Genomic DNA, 21,544 nt, shown 5'->3' on the forward strand with positions numbered 1-21,544 from the left:
AGAACTTGAGACAATGTCCCGACGCGGAGCTATGATGAGAGGCGCTCCGCGGTGAGGGAAGGTCTGTGTATGGTGCAGGAGGGGGGATGAGGAACAAGGAAGAGGTAGAATCTCTATTCAGATACATTGTGTCCGAAATCGCCGAGCAGCGAGTCGTTGTCTTCGTCGGCTCTGGTTTCTCACTCAATGCTCGGCCGGCTGACAATCGCAATTTGCGAATGAGAACCTGGGATGAGTTGAAGCGAATGGTTCAGCAGAGACTCGGATTGAGTGAAAAAGAGGCCCAGAAAATCAATACCCCTCGCCTGATCCAACTCTTTGAAAGTCGGTTTGATCTTCGTCAACGGAACGATTTGATCGCCGAAGCAATCCCTAATGATGCAGTCGAGCCCGGTCCGCTCCACCGAGAACTTGTGAAGTTTAATTGGGATTCGATTGTAACCACGAATATCGATACTCTAATCGAGCGGGCCTTTAAATTTGAAAAGCGGGCGTGTACTGTGATTTCGCAGGAACACGCAATGGCTCGAATTAAAACCATGCCCATCTATAAGATTCATGGCTCATACGAAGATGAAGCCACGTGGATTTTTTCTGAAAAGGAATATAACCAGAACGTTCAACCGTTATTCATCGACAAGCTGCGCACCATTTTTGCTGAGAAAACCGTTCTCTTCGTAGGCTACAGCTTGAATGACCCCGACTTAGATGCAATTCTATACCAGATACAGGCGCGTCTGGGACATTTCCAACGACGAGCCTATCTGGTCAGTCTGGATGATCAAACCATTCACAGAGCCTATTGGTTACAGCGGAATATTGATATCATTTCGGCCTCTGATGTCGATAGGGTTTCAGGCCATGTTGAAAGCTGTAATGTGGGGTCACATTCAGTATTCTTAGAGGCTTTTCTTGAGACCCTGCACCAGTTCGAGGGAGGGAATCCGATTTCGTATCAACGAGAGTCTACCTACCTATGGCGCGAGCGTGTTCTCAAGAAAGCCATGCGGGATCGAGCCGGGTCAGCCCTTGATACTGTTTTCTTGATGAATAACGAACTGTTTCAGAATAGAAAACGGTCAACAGTGCCGATCTCAGAGGAGGACTGCAACAGATATTGCGATGCGATATTGCAGCTGTATTCACTCTGCGACCGTGAGGGCTTCTCCCAGTATCGATTGGAAGTTCTTGCTGTCATCTTCGATGTCGGTGATGGCTCGATTTATGATGGAGCACGATTGTTTGATCTCGTTAGATCTTCCCTTTCGTCTGCCTTTAAGGAAGAATCAACTAAGAAGGTAGCAACAGTCTATAGTCTCTTTTCTGAAGCCTTATGGGAGCGACTTGTGGCCGGCCGTCTTACCGGTGTGGACGATGAGGTGCTCGAAAGGCATGTGAAGGATTCCAGGAAGGCGATGAGAAAAGCTTCTTTCGGCAAGGAAACGGCAGATTCATTGCGCTCTTCTATTCTGAGTTTGCGAATCCTACGATATGTTTCAGGCAACGGCATGAAAGAAACCAATCTTCTGCGTGTTCTGAAGACGCTATTGGTAAAGGATTCGATTCCGAAAAGGGCGAAAGCTTATATACGCCTGCGTTTTGCGATTTCCTGTCTATATTTAAACAATCTGAAGTCCGTGGAGGATTGTATTCGAGACAAAAAGGCTCTGGAGAAGAATCCATTCTGGAAGTCTCAATGGACAGCGATGCTGCAATGCGAATTAGGATTAGTGCAAGAGGCTGCCGCTGTTTATCAAATTCTGCGCTCAGCAGAATACTCGTTGGAAGTGCGGTATATGGCAACACAGGCCCTGCTGGATCTTTTGCCAGTAGCCGGTTCGTTTGTAGAAGCGATCCAGCAAAAGCGCGAGCACCGCTATGATTTGCTCAGTCGCCTTGAGGAGATCGAAAACGAAGCCGTTAAGGCCGGTGTGATGCTGGATGCTCATGATTTTATAGGGAAAATCAGAAAGGGCTTTATTGCGGAGCTAACTGAGAAGGCATTGGATGAGAGTGTAACAAAACAGAACCAATCAGAGGGAGTTTCGATTACGCTCATCAAATCAGACTCGCTGCAATTTGTGAATGGCGAGCTTTTTAAACGGGCGTTGAACGGTATGATCTTCCCCCAATATTCCGGAGGGAATCATGCAATTTGCTGTGCATAAGCTACCGGGCTTAAGTACCCGAGAGCAGAATGCCTCCTTCTACGGTTGTAGAACACTTCGATATAGTCAAACAGAATTCTTCGTAGGTCTTCAAAATTCGGAAAAAACCCGATTCTGTATAAACATTCAGTTTTCAAGGTATGGAAGAACGATTCCTGAACAGCATTGTCCCAGCAGTTCCCTTTGCGACTCATGCTCTGGCTTATCTTCTTACCTTTCAATACATCACGATACTCTTTCGATGCATATTGTACCCCACGATCTGAATGTATAATCAGGCCTTTGGTATTCTGCCCCCTTCGATTCAAGGCCTGCCTCAAAGCGGCAACGATCGACTCCGATCGCATATTGTCAGAAAGTTTCCAGCCGACGATTTCACGATTTCCAAGGTCCATGAAGGTCGTCAGGTAAGCGAATCCTCCGGTTGTTTCGATATAGGTGATATCAGTTACCCAGATTCGATCAAGTGCACCTGGCTCAAAGTTTCGCTGAACAAGATCGGGCGAAACCGGCAATTCATGATTGGAATCCGTCGTCTTTACACGAAAAACCCTCGGATTTCTTGCAGAAATGTCGTTTTCCCTCATCAGCCTTTCCACCCGCTTTCGGTTAACTTTCATGCCTGTATTATGGAGCTCCGGAGTCACGCGAGGACTGCCATAGGTACCAAACGTTTCATCAGCGATCACTCTGATTGCTTCCACAATTCGAGCATCTTCTGTTGAGCGCTGTGAAGGAGGTCGAATCTGTGATTCATAAAAGCCGCTCTCCGATACATCAAGCACACGGCACATCTTCCTTACCGAAAACTCGGAGCGATTCTCCTGTATCCAGGCGAATTTCATTTTCGGGGTTTCAAGAAGATGGCAACGGACTTTTTTAGAATATCGCGCTCCTCCTGTAGCTCCATGACTTCCTTTTTTAAACGATTAACTTCCTCTTGCAGGTTTTGCTGCTGGGGTCCACCCGGTTCTGATAGATACAGCGCTTTCCATGCTCTCAAGGAATTGACAGAGATTCCAAGATCGTCGGCTACTTCCTTGCTGGTTTTGCCGCCGCGAATCCACCGATCCACCGCCATTCTGCGAAAGCTATCATCGTAATGCTGGCCTCTTTTGCCCATAAATTACCCCTTTTCATTTTACTGTCTCCTGTCCAGGAAAAGGGGGGAAGATCAGTATTCCCCTGCTACTGAACATGAGAGTGAAGCAAGTTCGCAAGGGATTGAACATTTTGTATGATGGTCCTGGAAAATTGCCGGCGCTAATCGAGCTACAAGGCTTGTTGCCGATTTTTGATGACTACGGCCAAGAGAAACTTGTAAGCAATATGGGTATTTTGGCATGGAATCGACCAGGTATATGGTTAGCCTTACAGTCTCAGGTGGCTCAGCAATTCGATGATCTTGTCTCCTTCTTCTTGACATCATCGACGGCTAGAGGTCTACCTGAATCATCGCCGCCGTTTGTAAGATTGGCCTCGCTGATAAGCCTTGTCACATATACGTTTGCTTTCGCCTCTCGGGCCGTTCGAAATCGCATGCAAGCAACGGTAATAAGAATACTACAAAACCTGGAGCAATTGTCCTCGGCTGATCGTCCGGAGATCCTGAAGGCACTTCGATATCTATTCGATTGGCTGCTGGATAATCGAACAGCACGGGAAAAGGCCGATATTTTATCCCTTCTGCCGTTAAATGTATGGATTTCAATGCTCGGCGAGGGCATTATTGAGCAGTCGGTCGAGCAGTGGGATAATGACGTGTGGGAATGCATCTCCATTGATATTCGCACTGCCGTAGTTAAGCACATACAAGACAATGCAGACCGTAACCCATCTTTTTTCTTCCCATTGCTGGCATTTGCGCGTCGTGGCGGTGACGATCATCCCGTTTTGAATGCAGTTATCTCAGGTGTCGAGCGCTTTAGGGAAAACGAATCTGCTCACATCGAAAAGCAGGTCAAAGATGCTGCCGAGAAGACGCCGGGAAGTCGCAACATTGCGCAACTCGAAAAGGAACTCGACGAGCTGAAACGACACGAGCATTACACTGACAAAGATTTGCGAGGTTGGTTGCTCAGGATTGGCCGAGTCAAAGAGCCATTTGCATCGACTGCTTCAGTCAGTTTTATTGAAAATCTCCGAAGATCTCTTTCTAAGCAGTCGTTCGGTATCACTTCCCTTGGCGGCATTTTTTCTTTTTTGCGAACCGACCCTAGCGACGAAGAGAAGCAGGCGCTGGCAGAGTTGATTCCAGAAGTAATCGATAGGGAGCGTAAGAGCCCAAAAGGCGGCTGGCGTCTGGTACAGGGTGAGCCCGTCTTGGAAGGCGTTGCTGCCTACTACTGGCATTGCGAAATGTACGACGCTTGGTTTGATCTGATGGAAGAATTTGGCGTGTTCCTGTATCCAATGAATGCTCCAGACTTGCTTTCTAAAATGCGTGCGGCCGATGAAGAGAGTTCAAAAGGGTATGTCGAGCGGTTGCTATTGCATGCGCTGTCGGTGCCACGGCGAAACGATAGGCTTGAGGTCCTGCATATTCTTGAGGATCTTGTCTTGCATGCAAGGCTCGTTCTGCCTGCAGATATCAGGAGTCTTGCCATCATATCGAGGAATCCCGATTTTGTGGATTATAGGCCTTCTCTTTTTGCAATTCTGGCTACGGCGATGCTTAAACACTCTGATGATGAAGTAAGCTTCCATAGGGTTTGCAGCACGCTCGAAAAAGTATTGAAGCGAAATTCACTGCAGATTTCGCCATGGGCTTTATCGCGCTTTCTGGATTTATTCGAGGTTATTAAGCCGCGACTGACGGACGGTTCTTCTTTGCTCAAATCGATTCACAATGCAGAGGAAAAGTTTGCCATGCTTGACTTTCGCTACGCTCCCCTAACCAAGTACAGGACCGACCCATGAACCGAACAATAAAGATAGCATTCATTATCGATACCGTCATGGCCTCAGGGCTGGCCGCTTCCGTTTTTCTGCCTTCCATATCCATCGTCATAGCCCTTCTCGCCAGTGGACTGCTCTTCTTCATCGGCCTGGGATTTGGCGTGGCGGCTCTGGGGAAACGTGATGTTCCGATCGCTTTGCAAATCCTCGGCCTGCTTGGCCCTTTCCTGGCCTTCCTGCCGCTTCTACTGGCAATGGATGTCGCTTCCAGACCCGCACTATGACCAGACGCGAGAGGCACATCTATGAAGAACTTGAAAAAAATCCCGGTATTTAAAGAACCAAAGTCTGAGTTTGAATTCTGGCAAAAGCACGATTCAACAGAGTTCATTGACTTTACAAAGGCAAAGCGCGTGAGCTTTCCCAATTTGAAGCCGTCCACGAAATCCATATCCATTCGTCTGCCCGAGCCTCTGCTCGAAAGACTGAAGATCCTTGCAAATCAGCAGGATATACCATATCAGTCTCTTATAAAGATCTATCTGCATGAACGCGTCGAGCAGGAGTCAAAGTGATTACTTGCACTTCTTCTTGCTCTCGCTAACCTCGCCTTTTTCCCGCTTTCCACCGCAGCCGGCCAATCCGCAATTGGTCATCTATGTCCCATGATCCGGCTGCGGCGCTGCGACTGCCCGACTATCGCTTCTTCTTGCTTGCCCGCATCTCGTTCACGCTTGCCATGCAGATCCAGGCCGTCGTCGTCGGCTGGCAGATCTATGAGCTGACGAAAGATCCGCTTGCGCTCGGATTGATCGGACTCACCGAGGCGGTTCCGGCGTTAACCATGGCCCCGTTCGGCGGCCATTTCGCCGACCGGCATCGTCGCAAGCCTATCGTGCTCGGCGCGCTGATCTTTCTTTTCTTCGCCTCTCTTACGCTGACGACGCTGGCCGTAACGCTCGGCTCCGATCCGCAGAGCGTGCCGTATCTGTATGGCGTCATCTTCTTCACCGGCCTTGCCCGCGGACTACTTTCGCCTGCCTTTGTCGCTTTGCTCGCACAGATCATGCCGCGCGAGCTCTATGCGAATGCCGCCACCTGGAATAGCGTCGGCTGGCAAGGGGCTTCCGTTATCGGTCCGGCGGTGGGCGGCTTCGTCTACGGCTTTTTCGGATTAGCCGAGGCCTACGCACTCGATGCCACGCTTGTTGGGTTAGCCGCCTGTAGCTTTTTCTTTGTTACGAACCGACCTGCTCCGGATCGTCCGCAAATCGCCGAGCCCATGTTACAGAGCCTTTCTGTCGGCGTGCGTTACGTTTTCAAGAAGCAGGAAATCCTCGGTGCCATCAGCCTCGATCTGTTCGCCGTTCTTTTCGGAGGAGCGGTGGCCCTTCTGCCCGTATTTGCAAAAGAGGTGCTTTCGGTCGGGCCGGAGGGCCTGGGTCTTCTTCGTATGGCTCCGGCGGTGGGGGCGGTCGTCATGGCCGTCATTCTCATGCTGCGTCCGCCGATGCGTCACAGCGGCTGGGTGCTTCTTTACAGCGTGGCCGGATTTGGCGCCTGTATGATTCTGTTTGCCCTTTCCACCAATTTCTATTTCTCTCTGTTCATGCTCGCTCTGAGTGGCGCCTTTGACAACGTAAGCGTCGTCATCCGATCGACGATCTTGCAGAGCCTGACCCCCGATCATATGCGCGGCCGCGTCGCCGCCGTGAACACGATGTTCATCGGCAGCTCCAACGAGATCGGCGCCTTTGAATCGGGAGTGGCGGCCCGGCTGCTTGGCCTGGTCCCCTCTGTGATCTTCGGAGGAACGATGACGCTGCTGGTTGTGGTGACGACAGCGCTGCGTGCTCCGAGGCTGCGCGACCTGCATCTTGGTGATCTGGAGAAAAATCAAGCCTGAGCTGAAAATTTCCGGTCGGACCTGGTTTTCTGTCCCGGTCGCCTGCTAAGCTGACCGGGTGACTGCTGTTCTACTTACTGCCCCGGGCAATAGCGCCCGGCAAGAAGCGAAGTCTCTGATCTCAAGAAAGCCCGAGGTTTTGAGATTCTTTGAGTCGCCCGAGACAGGGAAAAAATCGGGAAAAAGTGTCGCCGGTAAAAGTGAACGTTCATTTAGTTATGCCATGCGTCGGCGAGATGTAGAAAAGGAGCGATTGATTCGCGAGAATGCCTTCAAGATGTTCTTCGAAGAAGGCTTCAGCGGCTTCAGTATGCAGAAGCTGGCGAAGGCATCGGCAGTTTCGCCGGCGACGCTCTACATCTATTTTAAAGACAAAGACGACCTGATCATGCAGCTTTACGCCGAAGAGATGCAGAAGATGACTTCGGCGACTCTCGAAGGCTTCGAGGCCTCCATGCCGTTTGCCGACGGATTGCGCATCCAATGGATGAACCGAGCGCGTTACTTCCTGGCGAATCCATATCAGGCGCATTTTCTCGAACAGGTGCGTTATACGCCATTTCACGATCGCGCGATGGGTGTGATCGATCCGCATTTTCTCAAGCAGATGAAAGGCTTCGTGCACAATGCCATACGTAACGGGGAGCTGGTCGATGTTCCCGTCGAGATCTACTGGTCTGTGGCCTTTTCGCCTCTTTATCAACTTATAAAGTTCGATCTTCACGGCGTGAGCTTTCCGGGAATCCCCCGATTCAAGTTGAATGAGAAATCGATGCTCAAGGCCCTGGAGCTTGTCTTGAAGGCGCTCAAGCCGTAGGCGCAGATCCGCAAAAATTCGTAATACGTTATACAGAGAGACTCCAATGAAACAGACACAGACAAAAGCAGCCGCATTCAGTCCGTACGAATGGTTTGTCGTCGGACTTCTGGCCTTCATCCAGTTCACGGTCGTCCTTGATTTCATGATCATGGCGCCGCTTGGAACGATCCTGATCGACGAGATGGGTATAACGCCCTCGCAGTTTTCGCTCGTCGTTTCTGCCTACGCTTTAAGCGCCGGAACGTCGGCTCTATTGAGCTCCGTTGTGGCCGATCACTTCGATAGAAAGAGATACCTGCTTGTGTTTTATACGGGCTTCGTCGTCGGTACGCTCTTTTGCGGACTGGCTCCGACGTATGAGACGCTACTGGCGGCTCGCATCTTCACCGGACTGTTCGGCGGCGTGATCGCATCGATCAGCCTTTCCATCGTCGCCGATCTCTTTCCCTATCAGGTGCGCGGACGGGTGATGGGCATCATTATGGCCGCCTTTTCGGTGAGTCAGGTTCTCGGATTGCCGCTCGGTATGTGGCTGGCGTCACACTGGAACTGGCATATTCCGTTTATGATGATCGTCGCCGTCGCAGCTCCTGTCGGGGTGATGATCGCCCTGCGTTTACAGCCGATCTCCGGCCATCTGGCAACAAGCCGTGACCGTCAGGCCTTTCGCCGCATGGCGAAGATCCTCTTGAAGAAGCATCACATAGAGGCCTTTGCGGCGACGGCGCTGCTTGCCACAGGCGGATTCATGCTGATGCCGTTTGCGAGTACGTTTAGCGAGCATAACCTCGGTCTGACTCGAGATCAGATCTCGCTCGTCTACCTCGTCACCGGTATCGCCTCGGTCTTCGCCGGCATCATAGCGGGTTACCTGTCGGATCGTATCGGAAAGTACGCTATGTTCGTCGTGGGCTCGATCATCGCCATCGTCGTCGTGCTTCTGTACACGAACATGGGATTATCGCCCATGTGGATGGTTATGGTCGTCAGCGCCGTGCTTTTTGTCGGCATCTCGGCTCGTATGGTTTCGGCGCAGGCGTTAACCTCCGCCGTGCCGGAGCCTCAGGATCGAGGATCGTTCATGGCGCTGAATTCGTCCGTGCAGCAGTATTCGGGCGCCATCGCATCGATTATCGCCGGTCTGATCGTCGCACAGAGCGGAAACGGAAAGCTCGAACATTACGAAGAACTCGGGTACGTCGTCGCAGTGGCGATGGTCGTTACCGCACTACTCATGTACCGCCTGCATGCGCGGTTTACCAGGGCCTCTGAAAAGCAGATGTCAGAGGCCCCAGAATAGGAGGGATTATGCTGGGCTTTACGTTCTGGCTTTTTGTGGCTCCCGCCGTAAAGGGAGCTACTCTCCCATCGCCGTCAGAAGAATCCGTCGTAGAGATGGATGCGTCCGATGTTCGCAAAGATAGATCCCCTGCCAGGTCCCAAGGCCGGGGCGACCGTCGGCAATCGGTATCTGAAGCGAAGCGCCGATCAGCACGCTCTTGATATGCGCCGTCATGTCGTCGTCCCCTTCGAGCGTATGTGTGAAATACGGCGCTCCGTCGGGGACGGCACGGCGAAAGTAGGCTTCGAGGTCGACCCGTACGTCCGGGTCGGCATTCTCGTTGATGGCGAGTGACGCCGACGTATGTCGTAAAAACAGGTTGAGCAGACCGCGCCGCACCTTCATCTCACGCAGCGCCTTTTCCACCGAACCGGTAATCAGATGAAAACCGCGGGAGGGCGCTGTGACTGAGATTTCGGTCTGAAAGATCTGCATGCTCATCCCTGTTTGCGGATTTCAGCGACGCTGCGTCCTCCGATGCCGTATTGATCCGTCGGAATCTGCTGCAGGGTGACGACGCATGTCTTTTCGCCTCTTCCCATCACCTCGACAAAGGTCTGCGTCAGGCGCTGGATCAGTGCCTGCTTCTGTTCCGGTGTAGTTCCACCATCTTCTTCTGTCATCGTTACTTGAATTACGGGCATATTCCATTTATCGGCGCCGTCGCAGTTCCGACCTGATTTTCCCGCCAGTCCTGTCGGAGTTCCGACCTGATCGTCGAACCACACAGGAACATCAGCCCGGAAAAAGCTCGACTATTGATCTCTATATGCTTTTATGCTTTTATGCGTACGACAATCGACATGCCCGACCGGCTGTATCGAGAGGCGAAGGCGCGGGCCGCCCTCGAAGGCTTATCTTTGAAAGATCTACTGATTCATAGCATCGAAGCCCACCTTTATGGGACGGCAGGCGAGGCAACGTCCGTGGGCCCGACCTGGAGAAAGCAGTTCGAAGATGTCTCGCGTGAATTGACGCAGGCCGCTCAGAAGTCGTCTGTTTCGGCTCTGGAACAGCTGCGGGCAGATCGATCGCGGTTGGATGGCGAGAGCTGATGCCGGCACGCTCTCTCGTTATTGATGCCTCGGTTTTCATCTCGGCCTTTCTCGCAAACGAACGCTTTCATGAACAGAGCCAAACATTCCTTCTCGGGCTTGCATCCAGTCGGATTCACATGAGCAGCTATGGCCTCTGGGAGCTATCTGCCGCTCTTTTCAGGCGCACCGGAAATCGCACGGCCACGGACCGAGCGATGAAGCTCATCCTTGAACTTGTAAGCGATCACCATCTTTTCGATTCGGCATCCTGTCAGACGCACTTTCCAGAAAAGCTCTATACCACGGCCTTGCGAGCAGCTGACTTCGTGTATGTCTCTCTGGCCCTTTACACAGGAAGCACGCTGGTCACTCTTGATGATGAGATGCTTGAGAGAGCCGCCTCTGTTGTAACTGTCGTTCGACCTGAAGCCTTTGCCTGACGCCGGCGGAGTAGCCGTCAGTTATGCGCATGCTGTTAAAAAAATAAAAAATTCGCGTGCATTATGTCCCGGAGATAGTCTAAATATATAAGGGCAGGAAAAAAAACCTGAGTTGAGACGGAAAAACGCTTGATACTTTAAGTAGTCATCCGTATAGTAAACACATCAGGAGGGGATTATGATAGTTCGTAAGATCCAGAGCCCGGTATATCACAGACGCCGACCGACTCCGCTTCCGGGGCGCGGCAACGAAGCACGACAGCCCGAGCTGTTTCCGTCACGGTTTGAAGAGGCCCTTCTTGAAGCCGTCGGTGGCGATGTAGTTCGTAAAGGCGAGAGCTTTGCAAATTCTCTCAGCTCCTTCCAGCGAGAGAACATCATTCGCCTCAGCGGCTGAGCCGGAGTGCCGTAACAAGCCCTTCGATCTCTTCCTCGGTATTGCCGGCGTGCACACTGATACGCAGCCGGCAGGCGCCGGCGGGGACCGTAGGCGGGCGAATGGCGAAAACAGAAAAGCCCTGCTGCTTCAGTCGGGTCGCTGTTTGGATCGTTCGCTCTTCAGCGCCGAGAATGATCGGCGTGATATGCGAAGGTGTTACTCCGGTAGCAAAGCCCTCTTCGTTCAGCCGCTTGAAGAGAAGCTCGCTTAATTTGCGCAAACGTATTCTCCGCTTCTCCATTTCGTCCGTTCCCATCTCTTCAATCACCAGCCGCAGCAGATCAGCCAGCAAGGGCGGCTGTGCCGTTGAATATATAAAGCTGCGAGCATGATTCACAAGAAAGGCCTTCAATTCAGGAGGGCCTGCAACAAAGCATCCCATCAGGCCAGGCGCTTTGCCCATCGGATAGCTGAGCACAGCAAATCTCTGTTGCTCCGGATGAGCAAGGCCGCGACCCGCTTCGCCGATTACTCCGATAGCATGGGCCTCATCCAGATATAAAAGGCAATCGTTCTGTTCGGCCAGGGCAAGCAGGGCATCGCGATCGGGTCGGTCTCCGTCCATGCTGAAGACGCTTTCGGTTACGATCCAGCGTCGCTTGCGCGTGCTGTGCTTTCTTAGAAGTTCGCTCAGATGCTCAAGATCGTTATGCCTGAAGTAATGCCGTGTGGCTCCCGAAAGGCGAATGCCATCAAGAAGACTGGCATGGCAGAGGCGATCGGCAAAGACAAGATCACCGGGAGAGAGAAGGGCCTGTAATGTGCCGACGTTGCCGGCATATCCGCTGTGAAAAAGCAGAGCGCCGTCAAGACCAACCCAGTCGGCAAAGGCTCGTTCGGCCCGATCAAAGGCCTCTCGATGGCCGCGAATCAGGCGTGATCCCGTACTGCCGAGATCCTGGGTGGAAAGCGGAAGCAGCGATTCAAAGAGCCGCTTCACGGTTCCATCGGAGTTCAACGAGAGATAGTCGTTCGAAGAGAAATCGACCGATCCGGCAGGTGATGTCTCCAGGCGACGTAATAATCGCCTGTGCTCTCGCTCGGTCACGGCCTGCTGCAGTTCATCTCTCCAGGATTGCATTGTGTCGTGATGCGCAAAGCGGATTGACGGGGAACGAAAAAAATTGCAACGAAACCGTCATCAGAGAATCCTACCAGATATATGCAGGACGTATCCGTTCAGGAACAACTTCAGCAGATCCTTTTGCAGCTGCAGAGACTGGAAGGTCAGCATACCGATCCCGTAGCGCAGATTCTGCTCAGCCTGGTTCCGCTGGTCGGTATTATCGCCGGCATGGTCGTTCTTATTATTTTTATACGGCATTATTATGCCACACGGCGACAGATGATCGAAGCGGGGCGGTTTCCGACGCCCACGATTCAGTATCTGCGTTCGCTGGCCTTGCTTGGCGGTATCCTGGCGATTTCGTCGGGTCTGCCTCTGACGTTGCTCTTCCTTGTTGTGGAGGGGATCTCGTATCCTCTTCTGGGCGGATTGATTCCGCTGTTTGTCGGTATCGGGCTCCTGATCTTCTTCTCTCTTTCCAGGACGGAGAGTGAGCAGGATCGGTGAAACAACCCGGCATCGATATTGCCGAGCTGTTCGAACAGACCAGGAATATGGTGTTCGGACTGGGGATGCGTTTATTTCGTAACCCCGAAGAAGCCGCCGATTTCAGCCAGGACGTGTATCTGCGCGTCATGGACAAGATCGATAGCTTTCGTGGAGACTCGAAGCCGTCGACATGGGTCTATTCGGTGGCCATGCATCTCGGGTTGAATCGGCTGCGCCGGATGAAGCGCATCCAGTTTCTTCCCGAAGATGCCGAAGAGCCGATCACGGAAGAGACGCCGGAAAGCCTGTTAACCGAGGCTCTGGACCGGCAGGAGACCGAAGAGCGCGTGCAGCAGGAGCTGATGAATCTTCCCGATTCTTACAGAGTACCTTTGCTGCTGCTTTATTATGACAGGATGTCTTACAGGGAAATGAGCGAAAAGCTCGGCCTTCCTGAAGGGACGCTGAAATCTCTGGTGCATCGCGGGAAGCGTATTCTCAGAGATAGACTTGTAAAATCAACGAGCCCGGAAGGCTGAAGGCGGAAGATATGAACGAACGACTGGTTAACGATGGCCATTGCCTGACGATGATCCGGACCGATCTGCTGCTGCTCGGAGCGGCAGAGATGCGGCATATTGAGGGCTGCTCAAAGTGCCGCACAGAATACGAGATCTACCAGCGACTCGAACGCGCCATTGCTACGCTGCCTGAAGCCGCGATGCCCGAGATTTTGCGTAAGCAGATTCTTGCCGAGATCCTGCAACCGGGGTATTCGCTTCGTCATCTGCTGGCGGCCCTTGGCATTGCCTGTCTCTCGCCTGTGCTGCTCAGCTTATTGAACCTGAAGGCCTTCTTTGCGCCAGGACTGCTTGCCAGTATCTATGGTGGAAGCGGACTGTTAATCGTTCTGCTTCTCATGCCCATCGTGCATTTTCTGATTTCTCGTCACCGCATCGATATCGATTCTTTGAAGGATCGCATCGACGATCTTCTCGAAAAAAGAGCATAAGTCACACCCGCACCGCATCTTCGGCCGGTGGTGCTTTGTTGTTGGGTTGAGCACCAGGCCGGGCTCGGGTGGAGCCTGTGGAACGGTCAGGGGGAGCGAGCGGGCTCTGTAGGCCTGTTTTATGTCACGTCGGAACTCCGACCGGGCTCAAAAACCCAAAAAAATGCTTCAGGAATACAGGATTTCGCCGATTCTGCAAACAGGTCGATACATGCACGGATGCAGGTGACCATAGAGAGCATGGAGGCGAATGATGTTACACGATTGGATCTACGAAGAACTGGACTCCGACCTTCAGTGGAAGATTTATTTTACACGGAAGAAGCTGCTCGGAAGCCTTGAAAGCCCCACCATCCTTCCCGATAACGGTCTGACGGCAGAAGACCTGCTCAGCCCCGAACAATTGCAAAAAGTCGATGAGATTCGACAGAGGCGTCTTGCCTCGCTTGCTGCGGCGCTGCGTTAAGAGAACGGGGTCGGCGACCCCGTTTCAGATCAGTGTACGTGGCCGTGAGCGATCTCTTCAGGAGACGCTTCGCGCACCGAAACGACGGTGACGTCGAAATTAAGGTTTGCTCCTGCAAGCGGATGGTTGCCGTCGACGATGACGACGTCATCGCGGATCTCGGCGATGGTGAGGATGTGAATGCCGTCTTCGCCCTGAACCTGAAACTGCATGCCTACTTCAATCTTCTCGTTTTCGAAAAGATTTTTCGGAACCTCTTGAACCATCTCTTGAGCGCGCGGTCCATAGCCTTCTTCGGGCGGAACTTTGACCTGGAGCTGCTTGCCGGCTTCGTGTCCTTCGAGCGCCTTCTCGAGTCCGGGAATCAGATTATTATTCCCGTGAAGATATCGAAGCGGATCTTTTCCTTCTGAAGAATCGATCACCGTACCGGCATCGTCCTTTAACGTGTACTGAATGGCAACGACACGGTTGCGTTCGATTTTCATACATACCTCCTGTGGTGCAAGCACCGGATCCTGTTGGATTAAATTAAACCGATGCTGCTCGAGTATGGGGGGAAACGAGGAGGATGCGGTCCTGATTTCAAATAATGGTTTGCACGGAGACGGTCAACCAATTCCATGCAGTTGTCACTGCTCCCTCTCTGTGCTTTTTCATTGACGGTGCCCCTTCCGCTCATTTTCTCGCAGAAGGCCCCCGTAGCTCAGAGGATAGAGCAGTGGTTTCCTAAACCATGTGCACAGGTTCGAGTCCTGTCGGGGGCATATGTCTCGTCTTAATCTGAAAGAGCATCTATCCCGCCTGCTCAATCGGTTCGACGAAGTTGAAGCGGCGCTTGCCGATCCGGTCGTTCTTGCCGATCCCGTTCGTTTTCGTTCTCTTTCTTCTGAGCACAGTCGCCGTCGCAACGACATGGCCGATGTGCGTCGGTATCTGGAACTTCTCAAATCAAAAGAAGAGGCCGAAGCGCTTCTTCAGGGTAACGATGAAGAGTTGAAACAGATGGCCAGAGAAGAACTTCTTACAGTCGAAGAAGAGCTTTCCAGTCGCGCATTTGATATGGAGTCGCTGCTGCTTGATCCTGATCCGAACGAAGGACGGGGCGTTATCGTCGAGATCCGCGCCGGAACAGGCGGCGAAGAGGCGGCGCTTTTTGCCGGCGATCTCTTTCGCATGTATTCGCGCCTCTGTGATCGCGAAGGCCTGCGTCTTGAGATGCTCTCTGAATCCGAATCAGAGCTGGGCGGATTCAAAGAGGTGATCTTCTCGGTCGAAGGCGCATCTGCCTGGAGGCTCCTGCATAATGAAGGCGGAGCGCATCGCGTGCAGCGCATTCCGGCGACGGAAAGTCAGGGGCGCATCCATACAAGCGCCGTCACCGTCGCCGTGCTTCCGGAGGCCGAAGAGGACGAGGTCGAACTCGACGAGAAGGATCTGCGCGTCGACGTTTACCGCGCAAGCGGCGCCGGCGGTCAGCACGTCAACAAGACCGAATCGGCGGTGCGTCTGACGCATATTCCGACGGGCCTTGTCGTGACCTGTCAGGATGAGCGATCGCAGCATAAGAACCGAGCGAAAGCAATGAAGGTTCTGCGTTCTCGCCTGAAGCAGATGGAAGAAGAGACCCGTCACAAAGAGATGGCTGATCTGAAGAAAAGCCAGGTGAAAACCGGGGATCGTTCGGAGCGCATCCGCACCTATAACTTCCCCCAGGGACGTGTGACGGATCATCGCGTGGGCGTTACCCTGTATAATCTGGCAGAGTTCATGGAAGGCAACATGAACGAAATCCTCGAAGCGCTTGTGCGGCACGAAAAAGAGGAGCAGCTGGAGCAGCTGCGCAGGCGCGAGATCGGCTGACCCGGATCTGTCGATTATCTTGAAGTAAAGACCGACGAAATAAAAAGTCGACAGGGCGAAGCCATGGGTTTCTGTAAGGTATGGTCCTGCAGCTCTTTTACGAGTGGCCCGTCTATTCGAAGTTCTGGTTTTTCATGTCCATCCTGCTGCTTGTGGGGCTGGCGCTGGCCGCCTATCTGTATGCCCTGCGACGGAATCGGCAGGAGCGGCTGTGGTTGAAGTTTGTCGGTCGCTCGTTGCAACAGGGCATGACCTACGCCGAACTTGAGGCGTTGAAGCCGCTCTATTCTGAGATGTATACGATCGGTCTGGGCAACGTTATCCTGAATCCCGTCGGTTTTCGTCCGCATCTGCTGCGCTATCTTTCAGAACACCAGCGAGACCAGAAAGAGGTACGCCGCGATGTGCATATCTTTCGCAAGCTTGCCTTTACCAAACATACGGACGAGTTGCTTGAGGGGAAGGAGCTCGATCTTATGGAACCGGTTTCGATGGAAACGCTGCACGGCGAGGTTGCCTGTTTCTGTCAGATAGAGAAGGTGCGACCGGACACGCTTGATCTTCGTATTAAAGGAAAGCTCCAGCCCGAGTTCACCCCAGGCGTACTTGTACAGCTGTATTTCTACAGACCTGCGTCGGGCGGTTATCTACTTCGTGCAAAGATAGAGAACATTTTTGAGAAGACGATCACGCTGCATACGAGCTACCAGTTTGTTCACGCCGAAGAGCGGCATTTTATGGCCGATATCTCCATGAAGGCGGCGCTCTGTATAAACATGGTTCCGCTGATCCGACTGAAGTCGTTGCCTTCGCGCGAAAAGACCGAGCCGGTGCAGCATGAGCCCGTTCAATGGAAGCATCTTGATCCGCATCTGGGGCAGTTTCCGGCTGAGACCGTGCGCATTTCGGATCGCGGCATCGTTCTGTATGTGGACGAAACGAAAAGCCCGCGCATCGATAAGAACTTCTTGAATCAGGCCTATCACATCAACGTCGACTTTATCGATGGCGAGCCTCTTGAGGCGATCGGGCATCTGCTTGGAATGGGCCGCCGCGGGTATTATCTTTTTCGCTTCGGAGAGCTTCTGCCCGAGGCCCGCGCCCGCGTCAACAAAGCGGTTCGAGAGAATAATCCGCAGAAAGAGCGCCTTGCCTGAAAGCCTGCCCGTCAGGGAAGGCGAACCGGAGCCGACCCATCCGACTTAACAGGAGGATCGGCCGAGGCGGGCCTGCCTCTATTTGTAATTCGGCCTTCGTCGCTCTTTAAAGGCCGACATCAGCTCACGAAAATCGTCGCTATCAAGAAAGGCGGCGTTCCAGACGGCGACATAGTCCAGGCCTTCGTCAGGAGTATGGTTATACATAAAGTTCAGGATCTGCTTTGTCCCCTTGAGAACGATGGCTGGATTGGCGGCGATCTCTTCTGCAAGGTTGACGGCGCGGTCCATCATGGCATCACGATCTTCGAGAACCTCGTCAAAAAGACCCATACGATGACATTCGGCGGCGTCAAAGTCGGCGCCTGTGAGGGCCATACGGCGGGCGTTGCCATGACCGACGATAAAAGGAAGCAGATTCAGGCTACCCATGTCGGCGACGATGGCGACCTTTGTTTCACGCAACGATACGACGGCATCCTTTGAACCGAGGCGGATGTCACAGGCACAGATCAGATCGAGTCCTCCTCCGATGCAGTGACGATGAACGGCTGAGATAAAAATGCGATCGCTTTTCATCATGCGTTGAAAGCCCTTCTGCATCTCTTTGATCAGATCATAGAGCTTCATGCGCGTATCGGCCGTCTCGCCGCGCAGGCGGTCGGCAAAACGCCCGTCGAATTCTTCGAGATCGAGCCCGGTCGTAAAGGATTTGCCGCGAGCGGCGATGACGACGGCACGGATACGCTCATCGGACTCGATGGCGTCGACAACGGCCGGCAGGCCCGACCAGAACTCCCAGCTCATGGAATTGCGTTTATCGGGACGGTTGAGATAAACGATGGCGATGCGTTTTTCGGGGATTTTCTCGATTTCAAAGAAAGAGGTCGTTGAACTCATGGCCGATCCTGTAAGGCGCTTTTCCTGGAGCAAGAACAATCGGCAATATCACTTGACAGTCCGACGGAGCGCTCGTTTGCTTGAAGAGCAATCCGTCACGGATTCAGGCTTATTACGATGACGCCGGACGAATACAGAAACAAGGTTCTGACGATCAACCGGGGTTTTCAAATGGCCCGGGACATCGAAGAATGCGCCGAGCTTGCGGCGAAAACGCCTCTCTACCTGCCAGTGCTGAAGTCCCTTCTCAACGAAGTGCTCGAAAGACAGGACTGGAAGAGTCCGCAGTGCGCTCGAACGCTGCACATCCTCATCCGCAGCGGAACATCGAGCTCTTTATTCACCGTCTTCGATTTCATCAAACGTATGCCCGAAAGCGTTCCTTTTGCGCTGGTCGAGCTTCTTGGAAACCTGCTGCCTTCGTATAAGAAGATCGTTCTCGGTCCGGCGAAAGAGCTCTGTGAATTCCCGCAGGGATCGCCGCAGCGAGCGGTGGGCATTCAGACTCTGTGCAATCTGCATCTCGAGGAATTGCTGCCGCCCGAAAACCTGAATTACCTGGCGTCGCTTCTGAGCAATTTCGAGGTGGATCCATTCTTTACCGATTATCTTGTCGATATGGTGCGCAGTACGCGATCCTATCGCATGCGCAACCGAACGCCCGCCCAGGAGGATGCCGTATTTGACGACATCCTTGTCGAGCTGAATCCTGAGACGAACGGCGATCGCTGATTCTCAGGCCATGCGGATCATTTTCAGATAGGCGTTGCGGAAATCGTTAAAGAAGAACTCTTCATCGCCGGCGTATAACTCCACAAGCTGCCTCGTCTTCTCGTCCTTTAAGAACTCGCGATCGCTTGCAAGCATGGCAAGGCTGAGCGACATATCGTCGCGAAGAAGCCGCCTGAAATACTCGTTATCAAAGCGATACGGATTCTCGGTAAACTGGCGACCGTGCGCCTTGCCAAGCGTATGAGCGCCTGTCAGAGCGACCATCTCTTTGCGGTCGAGCCCCGCTCGTCTGAAGCGGATGAGCAGAGCCGGGAATCCTTCCATCTCTCGCGGTATACCGGGCGATTGAATCGACGGTTCGACGACGCTCTTTTTCTCGATGGGCAGCTCGATGGGAATGTAGGGGCCGCCTGTTAACTCGACGGCGACGGCTCCGGAAAGATAGATCAGCTCTGACGGCGAAATCGTCGGTAGCTCATGCCTTGCCACGCCGTCGGCCACCTCGTTAATAAAGGAAATGGCCGGAGCCAGGCCTTCATTATCCTCGTCGGCCAGTAGCTGTTCCATCGCCTCTTCGTCGCTGAGCGCTTTTGAGAATTCGCCGCGGGTCATCGCCTCATGAAAAGCCAGCCGCAGAATTTTTGGCGTGATGGTTAACGGCATCTTCCCTTTTAAGTACCGGCGGATAATCATTACGCCGTCGAGCTGGTTCTCGTTACAGGCCGATAGTTCATAGAGCTTCTTGCGCTCAGCCTTGCCCTTGAGGCGTGCGAGAAATACGCGGCCGACCTTAATCGTATCACAGGCGTTCGTAACGAATTCTTCAGAGGCGAGAATGGAGGCATTGGCCTTCTTCGTCGTGCTTTCAATGCGACTGGCCGTGTTTACGCCGTCGCCAAGAGCGGTGAATTCGCGGTGTTTGGGATGACCTACTTCGCCGACGACGACCCGGCCGAAATGAAGCCCGATGCCGATGCGGAATTTTTCGCCGAAATGCTTTTCGACGTATTCGTTAACATCGTGAAGTCCGCGTACCATCTCAAGAGCGGCTCTTGCCGCATTGCGACACTTCTCGGCATCGGGTTCGCCGTTCAGTCCGAACAGGGCCATGATGCCGTCGCCGATGTACTTGTCGATATGACCGCCGTTGTCGATGATAGCAGACCCCATCTGCTTGAAATAGCGATTGAGGATGTGAATGATGTCATAGGGTAACTGGCGTTCGGCAAAGGGAGTGAAGTCACGGATATCGCTGAAAAGAATGGCCAGACGCTCTTCATGTCCACCGGGGCCCGACGTTGAAACGGCGATCTCGGCGTCGGTATCGTCCATGACAAGCCGACGGATGCGAGCATCGCCGCGGATGCGCGCCTGGCAGGCAAGGCGGATGCCTTCTTCGAAATTCTTCTTTCGTGCGAGCTTCTTTTCTTCATCGGTTTGAGGCTCGAGGTTGTCCATCCCGTCGAGCACCATCACCCGACACGTAGAGCAGCGGGCGTTACCCCCGCAGACGTGCATATGCGAGATGCCATTCTTTAGAGAGGCCTCAAGAATCGTGCTCCCACTTTCTGCGGAGAATGCGCCTTCATGTTCGTAGGTTAAAGTGATTTCATCGGCCATGAGAAAAGACCTCTCGGATAACGGAATAGAGTGCGACGGATTCGCTCAATGTAAAGCCGTACAGACGATGCGGAAAGGCAAAAAAGCGCTTCAGAGCGAGATCCATCAGCTGCACGGGATTCAGCGTGATGTTGCGTACAAGCGCTCTGTAATCATCGCCGAAATAACCGACGGCGGGAACTCCGACATGAGGAGAGAATACAAGGATGGGGGTGTGGTTTCGATCGCCTTTCGACGATGCTGCGAGATTTGAAGAAGAGACGGAGGCGCCGCCGGCCGTCGATGACGCTATGTCGGAGCGGAATACCGAGAAGCGTCGTTTAATAAAACGTCCCGATATGACGGAAAGTCCTTCATCAAAAAAGAGCGAGCGAATCGTGGAAAACGTTATCCACCCTGCGATCAAAATGAGAACGGGAAACACAAAAACAGCCGCCAGAATCGGAATCCCCTCAGCGAAGGCCGTAATCGCCATCGAGGCGATAAAGAGCAGGAACAGCACCGAGAGCGAGCTATGCTTTCGAGCTGCCGGATCTTTAAAGCGAAGCGTGCGCATATCGGGCGATAGAACGATGCGGCCCTCGGCCTTCAGACGCTGGATAACCCCTTTCAGATCGCCGGCTTGATCGACACGCAGCTCGGCCTGCAACTCCGGGATGGCGTGAGTGATCCGCAGACGCTCTTCGGGAGACGACGGCTCGGCAGGCGGCGTAAATCCCGATACGGAACAGAGCAGCTGTAGATCGGCGATGGCCTTTTCCTGTGAGCCATAGCTGGATATATCAAAATCAAGCCCGGCCGGACCGCGAAGATAAACGTAAAAAGGGCCCCGCCTGCGTCTACCCGACGAGCGAATACCGCACTCTTTAAAAAAAGAAAGCGGCAGGGTCAGAGGAGGCCCCTTCTTTTCGAGGATGCGAAAGATACTGCGGTCGATCTGAAAGCCCGCAGGCTGAAAGCGGCCACCCAGTATTAACAGCATGCCGCCGGCTTCGGTGATGGATCCGAAGCCGAGAACCATCCACGAAAGCTTATCGAGCCAGTTTGAAGAAAGCAGCATCAAGACGCCGAGCGGAAGCAGAAAGCTACCCAGCACGACAAGGGCGATGCCGATTATTCTGCCTCGCTGTTTATAGCGAATAAACAGCGCTCCGTTCGTTTTTTCGTATACGGCGGGAAACATCGGTAT

General features: G+C 53.1%; 26 protein-coding genes and 1 tRNA gene. 18 read left to right on the forward strand and 9 right to left on the reverse strand.

Going from position 1 to position 21,544, the window contains the following annotated elements:
* Nucleotides 1–86: 86 nt before the first annotated feature.
* On the forward strand, nt 87–2,168 hold the full coding sequence (locus tag LEPIL_RS17875) for an SIR2 family NAD-dependent protein deacylase (protein WP_002774644.1): 2,082 nt from the start codon (nt 87–89) through the stop codon (nt 2,166–2,168).
* Here LEPIL_RS17875 and LEPIL_RS17880 read toward each other — a convergent pair.
* Together LEPIL_RS17880 and LEPIL_RS17885 are read right to left on the reverse strand one after the other, a co-directional pair.
* Nucleotides 2,147–3,013: an IS3 family transposase gene (locus LEPIL_RS17880; RefSeq protein WP_002771521.1), complete on the reverse strand. Its 867-nt coding sequence runs from the start codon at nt 3,011–3,013 to the stop codon at nt 2,147–2,149. The genes LEPIL_RS17875 and LEPIL_RS17880 overlap by 22 nt on opposite strands.
* Nucleotides 3,010–3,291 carry a transposase gene (locus LEPIL_RS17885; protein WP_002769616.1) on the reverse strand — a complete coding sequence of 94 codons (282 nt, stop codon included), beginning with the start codon at nt 3,289–3,291 and terminating at the stop codon, nt 3,010–3,012. Before LEPIL_RS17885 ends, LEPIL_RS17880 begins: the two co-directional genes overlap by 4 nt.
* A gap of 80 nt (nt 3,292–3,371) precedes the next feature.
* On the opposite strand from LEPIL_RS17885, the gene LEPIL_RS17890 reads away from it, so the two are divergent.
* The 6 genes from LEPIL_RS17890 to LEPIL_RS17915 all read left to right on the forward strand — a co-directional run bounded on the left by LEPIL_RS17890 (nt 3,372) and on the right by LEPIL_RS17915 (nt 9,092).
* Nucleotides 3,372–5,087: a hypothetical protein gene (locus LEPIL_RS17890; RefSeq protein WP_143464642.1), complete on the forward strand. Its 1,716-nt coding sequence runs from the start codon at nt 3,372–3,374 to the stop codon at nt 5,085–5,087.
* Entirely contained in the window at nt 5,084–5,350 is a 267-nt protein-coding gene (locus tag LEPIL_RS17895) for a hypothetical protein (protein ID WP_002774651.1), read from the forward strand. Before LEPIL_RS17890 ends, LEPIL_RS17895 begins: the two co-directional genes overlap by 4 nt.
* A gap of 21 nt (nt 5,351–5,371) precedes the next feature.
* Nucleotides 5,372–5,641 (forward strand): BrnA antitoxin family protein, encoded by a 270-nt coding sequence (locus LEPIL_RS17900; RefSeq protein WP_002774653.1) that lies wholly within the window; start codon nt 5,372–5,374, stop codon nt 5,639–5,641.
* A gap of 83 nt (nt 5,642–5,724) precedes the next feature.
* A complete protein-coding gene (locus LEPIL_RS17905; RefSeq protein ID WP_002774655.1) occupies nt 5,725–6,972 on the forward strand; it encodes an MFS transporter in 1,248 nt (415 codons plus the stop codon).
* A 223-nt stretch (nt 6,973–7,195) separates the two neighbouring features.
* Nucleotides 7,196–7,789: a TetR/AcrR family transcriptional regulator gene (locus LEPIL_RS17910; RefSeq protein ID WP_002774657.1), complete on the forward strand. Its 594-nt coding sequence runs from the start codon at nt 7,196–7,198 to the stop codon at nt 7,787–7,789.
* A 16-nt stretch (nt 7,790–7,805) separates the two neighbouring features.
* Complete coding sequence (locus LEPIL_RS17915) at nt 7,806–9,092, forward strand: MFS transporter (RefSeq protein WP_281251480.1); 1,287 nt, start codon at nt 7,806–7,808, stop codon at nt 9,090–9,092.
* A 57-nt stretch (nt 9,093–9,149) separates the two neighbouring features.
* On the opposite strand, the gene LEPIL_RS17920 is transcribed toward LEPIL_RS17915, so the two are convergent.
* Together LEPIL_RS17920 and LEPIL_RS17925 are read right to left on the reverse strand one after the other, a co-directional pair.
* On the reverse strand, nt 9,150–9,575 hold the full coding sequence (locus LEPIL_RS17920) for a secondary thiamine-phosphate synthase enzyme YjbQ (RefSeq protein WP_002774661.1): 426 nt from the start codon (nt 9,573–9,575) through the stop codon (nt 9,150–9,152).
* Complete coding sequence (locus LEPIL_RS17925) at nt 9,572–9,862, reverse strand: tautomerase family protein (protein ID WP_002774663.1); 291 nt, start codon at nt 9,860–9,862, stop codon at nt 9,572–9,574. The genes LEPIL_RS17920 and LEPIL_RS17925 overlap by 4 nt, the downstream gene beginning before the upstream one ends.
* A gap of 57 nt (nt 9,863–9,919) precedes the next feature.
* Between LEPIL_RS17925 and LEPIL_RS17930 the strand changes: the two genes are divergently transcribed.
* The 3 genes from LEPIL_RS17930 to LEPIL_RS17940 all read left to right on the forward strand — a co-directional run bounded on the left by LEPIL_RS17930 (nt 9,920) and on the right by LEPIL_RS17940 (nt 11,008).
* Nucleotides 9,920–10,189, forward strand: a complete 270-nt coding sequence (locus LEPIL_RS17930) for a hypothetical protein (RefSeq protein ID WP_002774665.1) — start codon at nt 9,920–9,922, stop codon at nt 10,187–10,189.
* Nucleotides 10,189–10,611, forward strand: coding sequence for a PIN domain-containing protein (locus LEPIL_RS17935; RefSeq protein ID WP_002774667.1), 423 nt, complete (start codon nt 10,189–10,191; stop codon nt 10,609–10,611). Before LEPIL_RS17930 ends, LEPIL_RS17935 begins: the two co-directional genes overlap by 1 nt.
* A 178-nt stretch (nt 10,612–10,789) precedes the next feature.
* Nucleotides 10,790–11,008 carry an LIC12298 family protein gene (locus tag LEPIL_RS17940; protein ID WP_002774668.1) on the forward strand — a complete coding sequence of 73 codons (219 nt, stop codon included), beginning with the start codon at nt 10,790–10,792 and terminating at the stop codon, nt 11,006–11,008.
* On the opposite strand, the gene LEPIL_RS17945 is transcribed toward LEPIL_RS17940, so the two are convergent.
* Complete coding sequence (locus tag LEPIL_RS17945; RefSeq protein WP_002774669.1) at nt 10,998–12,131, reverse strand: aminotransferase class I/II-fold pyridoxal phosphate-dependent enzyme; 1,134 nt, start codon at nt 12,129–12,131, stop codon at nt 10,998–11,000. The two genes, LEPIL_RS17940 and LEPIL_RS17945, sit on opposite strands and share 11 nt — an antisense overlap.
* Before the next feature lie 81 nt (nt 12,132–12,212).
* On the opposite strand from LEPIL_RS17945, the gene LEPIL_RS17950 reads away from it, so the two are divergent.
* From LEPIL_RS17950 to LEPIL_RS17965, 4 genes are all read left to right on the forward strand, one after another.
* The gene (locus LEPIL_RS17950; RefSeq protein WP_002774670.1) at nt 12,213–12,623 is read left to right on the forward strand and encodes a hypothetical protein; all 411 of its coding nucleotides are present in this window, start codon (nt 12,213–12,215) and stop codon (nt 12,621–12,623) included.
* Nucleotides 12,620–13,144 carry an RNA polymerase sigma factor gene (locus LEPIL_RS17955; RefSeq protein WP_002774674.1) on the forward strand — a complete coding sequence of 175 codons (525 nt, stop codon included), beginning with the start codon at nt 12,620–12,622 and terminating at the stop codon, nt 13,142–13,144. The genes LEPIL_RS17950 and LEPIL_RS17955 overlap by 4 nt, the downstream gene beginning before the upstream one ends.
* Before the next feature lie 11 nt (nt 13,145–13,155).
* Nucleotides 13,156–13,617 carry an anti-sigma factor family protein gene (locus LEPIL_RS17960; RefSeq protein ID WP_002774676.1) on the forward strand — a complete coding sequence of 154 codons (462 nt, stop codon included), beginning with the start codon at nt 13,156–13,158 and terminating at the stop codon, nt 13,615–13,617.
* A gap of 250 nt (nt 13,618–13,867) precedes the next feature.
* Nucleotides 13,868–14,083, forward strand: a complete 216-nt coding sequence (locus tag LEPIL_RS17965) for a hypothetical protein (protein WP_169314782.1) — start codon at nt 13,868–13,870, stop codon at nt 14,081–14,083.
* 29 nt (nt 14,084–14,112) lie between these two features.
* Here the strand turns inward: LEPIL_RS17965 and LEPIL_RS17970 are convergent, their stop codons facing one another.
* Nucleotides 14,113–14,571, reverse strand: coding sequence for an FKBP-type peptidyl-prolyl cis-trans isomerase (locus LEPIL_RS17970; RefSeq protein ID WP_002774679.1), 459 nt, complete (start codon nt 14,569–14,571; stop codon nt 14,113–14,115).
* Nucleotides 14,572–14,778: 207 nt separating this feature from the next.
* Between LEPIL_RS17970 and LEPIL_RS17975 the strand changes: the two genes are divergently transcribed.
* The 3 genes from LEPIL_RS17975 (at nt 14,779) to LEPIL_RS17985 (ending at nt 17,103) form a co-directional block, all read left to right on the forward strand.
* Nucleotides 14,779–14,850, forward strand: a tRNA-Arg gene (locus LEPIL_RS17975).
* A gap of 1 nt (nt 14,851) precedes the next feature.
* On the forward strand, nt 14,852–15,946 hold the full coding sequence (gene prfA, locus LEPIL_RS17980; RefSeq protein ID WP_002774680.1) for a peptide chain release factor 1: 1,095 nt from the start codon (nt 14,852–14,854) through the stop codon (nt 15,944–15,946).
* Nucleotides 15,947–16,026: 80 nt separating this feature from the next.
* Entirely contained in the window at nt 16,027–17,103 is a 1,077-nt protein-coding gene (locus LEPIL_RS17985) for a hypothetical protein (RefSeq protein WP_002774682.1), read from the forward strand.
* Between the two features lie 78 nt (nt 17,104–17,181).
* Here the strand turns inward: LEPIL_RS17985 and LEPIL_RS17990 are convergent, their stop codons facing one another.
* A complete protein-coding gene (locus tag LEPIL_RS17990; RefSeq protein WP_002774687.1) occupies nt 17,182–18,003 on the reverse strand; it encodes an enoyl-CoA hydratase-related protein in 822 nt (273 codons plus the stop codon).
* Nucleotides 18,004–18,120: 117 nt separating this feature from the next.
* On the opposite strand from LEPIL_RS17990, the gene LEPIL_RS17995 reads away from it, so the two are divergent.
* Nucleotides 18,121–18,735: a hypothetical protein gene (locus LEPIL_RS17995; RefSeq protein WP_002774689.1), complete on the forward strand. Its 615-nt coding sequence runs from the start codon at nt 18,121–18,123 to the stop codon at nt 18,733–18,735.
* A gap of 3 nt (nt 18,736–18,738) precedes the next feature.
* Here the strand turns inward: LEPIL_RS17995 and LEPIL_RS18000 are convergent, their stop codons facing one another.
* Nucleotides 18,739–20,355: a peroxidase family protein gene (locus tag LEPIL_RS18000; protein WP_002774691.1), complete on the reverse strand. Its 1,617-nt coding sequence runs from the start codon at nt 20,353–20,355 to the stop codon at nt 18,739–18,741.
* Nucleotides 20,345–21,538: a hypothetical protein gene (locus LEPIL_RS18005; protein ID WP_002774692.1), complete on the reverse strand. Its 1,194-nt coding sequence runs from the start codon at nt 21,536–21,538 to the stop codon at nt 20,345–20,347. Before LEPIL_RS18005 ends, LEPIL_RS18000 begins: the two co-directional genes overlap by 11 nt.
* Nucleotides 21,539–21,544: the final 6 nt, after the last annotated feature.

The organism is Leptonema illini DSM 21528 (genome assembly GCF_000243335.1).
Taxonomy (GTDB): domain Bacteria; phylum Spirochaetota; class Leptospiria; order Leptospirales; family Leptonemataceae; genus Leptonema; species Leptonema illini.

Bases quoted from the DNA above. Each gene is read 5' to 3' on its own strand.
- LEPIL_RS17930 (WP_002774665.1), top strand. From the start codon at position 9,920: ATGCGTACGACAATCGACATGCCCGACCGGCTGTATCGAGAGGCGAAG.
- prfA (WP_002774680.1), top strand. From the start codon at position 14,852: ATGTCTCGTCTTAATCTGAAAGAGCATCTATCCCGCCTGCTCAATCGG.
- LEPIL_RS17910 (WP_002774657.1), top strand. From the start codon at position 7,196: ATGCGTCGGCGAGATGTAGAAAAGGAGCGATTGATTCGCGAGAATGCC.
- LEPIL_RS17960 (WP_002774676.1), top strand. From the start codon at position 13,156: ATGAACGAACGACTGGTTAACGATGGCCATTGCCTGACGATGATCCGG.
- LEPIL_RS17970 (WP_002774679.1), bottom strand. From the start codon at position 14,571: ATGAAAATCGAACGCAACCGTGTCGTTGCCATTCAGTACACGTTAAAG.
- LEPIL_RS17885 (WP_002769616.1), bottom strand. From the start codon at position 3,291: ATGGGCAAAAGAGGCCAGCATTACGATGATAGCTTTCGCAGAATGGCG.
- LEPIL_RS17875 (WP_002774644.1), top strand. From the start codon at position 87: ATGAGGAACAAGGAAGAGGTAGAATCTCTATTCAGATACATTGTGTCC.
- LEPIL_RS17995 (WP_002774689.1), top strand. From the start codon at position 18,121: ATGACGCCGGACGAATACAGAAACAAGGTTCTGACGATCAACCGGGGT.
- LEPIL_RS18000 (WP_002774691.1), bottom strand. From the start codon at position 20,355: ATGGCCGATGAAATCACTTTAACCTACGAACATGAAGGCGCATTCTCC.
- LEPIL_RS17990 (WP_002774687.1), bottom strand. From the start codon at position 18,003: ATGAGTTCAACGACCTCTTTCTTTGAAATCGAGAAAATCCCCGAAAAA.
- LEPIL_RS17950 (WP_002774670.1), top strand. From the start codon at position 12,213: ATGCAGGACGTATCCGTTCAGGAACAACTTCAGCAGATCCTTTTGCAG.
- LEPIL_RS17920 (WP_002774661.1), bottom strand. From the start codon at position 9,575: ATGAGCATGCAGATCTTTCAGACCGAAATCTCAGTCACAGCGCCCTCC.
- LEPIL_RS17895 (WP_002774651.1), top strand. From the start codon at position 5,084: ATGAACCGAACAATAAAGATAGCATTCATTATCGATACCGTCATGGCC.
- LEPIL_RS17880 (WP_002771521.1), bottom strand. From the start codon at position 3,013: ATGAAATTCGCCTGGATACAGGAGAATCGCTCCGAGTTTTCGGTAAGG.
- LEPIL_RS17985 (WP_002774682.1), top strand. From the start codon at position 16,027: ATGGTCCTGCAGCTCTTTTACGAGTGGCCCGTCTATTCGAAGTTCTGG.
- LEPIL_RS17940 (WP_002774668.1), top strand. From the start codon at position 10,790: ATGATAGTTCGTAAGATCCAGAGCCCGGTATATCACAGACGCCGACCG.
- LEPIL_RS17965 (WP_169314782.1), top strand. From the start codon at position 13,868: ATGATGTTACACGATTGGATCTACGAAGAACTGGACTCCGACCTTCAG.
- LEPIL_RS17905 (WP_002774655.1), top strand. From the start codon at position 5,725: ATGTCCCATGATCCGGCTGCGGCGCTGCGACTGCCCGACTATCGCTTC.
- LEPIL_RS17945 (WP_002774669.1), bottom strand. From the start codon at position 12,131: ATGCAATCCTGGAGAGATGAACTGCAGCAGGCCGTGACCGAGCGAGAG.
- LEPIL_RS18005 (WP_002774692.1), bottom strand. From the start codon at position 21,538: ATGTTTCCCGCCGTATACGAAAAAACGAACGGAGCGCTGTTTATTCGC.
- LEPIL_RS17900 (WP_002774653.1), top strand. From the start codon at position 5,372: ATGAAGAACTTGAAAAAAATCCCGGTATTTAAAGAACCAAAGTCTGAG.
- LEPIL_RS17935 (WP_002774667.1), top strand. From the start codon at position 10,189: ATGCCGGCACGCTCTCTCGTTATTGATGCCTCGGTTTTCATCTCGGCC.